Here is a 1,275-nt window from a genome sequence, read left to right on the forward strand (position 1 = left end):
GTTAACGCAGAAACATCACCAATCCAGCGCCATGATAAAGCCTGGCCCGCCGTATTGCGGCGAGCCAGGTAGACTTTTCCTTGACCGTAATAAAAATCACTCATTCGCTACCGCCTTCAGGCGCTTCCGGTGGCGGCTCTGGCTCCGGGATAGGTTCAACATAATGGCCTGCCGGTAATGTAACTACCCAGCTATTGAGCGATTCAAAATCGCCACGCGTAGCTTTAATACTCACTGAATGCACGATATTTGCCGGGTCTTCACTGGATGAATACGGCAGCGTCAATGTGTCCGCCACCGTGTTTGTCGTCCAGACGATATCCCCGGTATCAGGGCGAACGAGTGTAATTACATAAGCCACCCCCGACTCTGGGCCAATACTGCTATCGAGATAATCAATTAACCGGTCAGCTTGTAATTGCCTGTCACGGTGTGACCAGGTTAAAATATATTCCGCTGCCGGTTCTGCAACGAGGGGATAAGGTTCGTCATTTAAACGAATATTTGCCGGCAAATAGGGTTTTGCCTGGCGAGCCTGTAGCGTCAAATGGTTAACAGGTGCAGCGCCGGCAGCAAGTGTTTCTTGTGCCGTTCGCGTCAACAAACGAACGTCTATCGTTTCTCCCTCCAGATATTCCAACCCATCACTTTCAATTGCATCCTGGAAGAAACGCAGCCGCGCGCCGGCCAGATGGCCAGCCGGCAACGTATCGGCACAGCCACGCCCGACGGTCAACGTCCCGGTCGCAAGGTCGGCGGCATCGATACGAACAATCTCATCACCGATAATCGCCCCTGCACCCACTGCCGGCAGCGTGGTTAATGACGCCTTAAAGGTGGTATCAAAGCGACCTGCTGGCTGTGTTAGCGTGACCGCTGGCGTCCAGTCGCCGTTAAGATTACCGCGCCAGTTCACGCCGTCGGCGCGCGTCTGCAGCAGGTAGTTGATGGAGGCACTGCTGGGCGCGCTGGCCATCACGCCCAGGTAACCGGCCTCCGGGGGAATGGCCGCCAGCTCCGCCGGCCCGACGGTGGCAGCGAGGACGATATAGGGCAGTTCAAGGAGCTGGCTATCAGTAACGGGACGTGCCGTCTTGTCCGGCGGTGACCAGGTGCTGCCTTGCTCGCCGCTGCTGTACGACGTGCTCGGCATCCCGAACACATCCTGAATGGCCGTGACCTTCAACTCACCGGTGTCCTGTTCTTCAATCTTGCCAACCCGCATCACCATGTTGCCGATGTTGCGCTCTGGCAGGCTAATGCGAAAAACGCCAG

1 pseudogene is annotated in these 1,275 nt (G+C 56.4%); it reads right to left on the reverse strand.

Annotated elements, in window-relative coordinates:
* Nucleotides 1–100: 100 nt before the first annotated feature.
* Nucleotides 101–1,275 (reverse strand): annotated as a pseudogene (locus ACJ8HT_RS24015) (hypothetical protein); the annotation flags it as partial.

The sequence above is a fragment of the Serratia sp. CY44782 genome (assembly GCF_052168715.1).
Classification (GTDB): domain Bacteria; phylum Pseudomonadota; class Gammaproteobacteria; order Enterobacterales; family Enterobacteriaceae; genus Serratia; species Serratia nevei.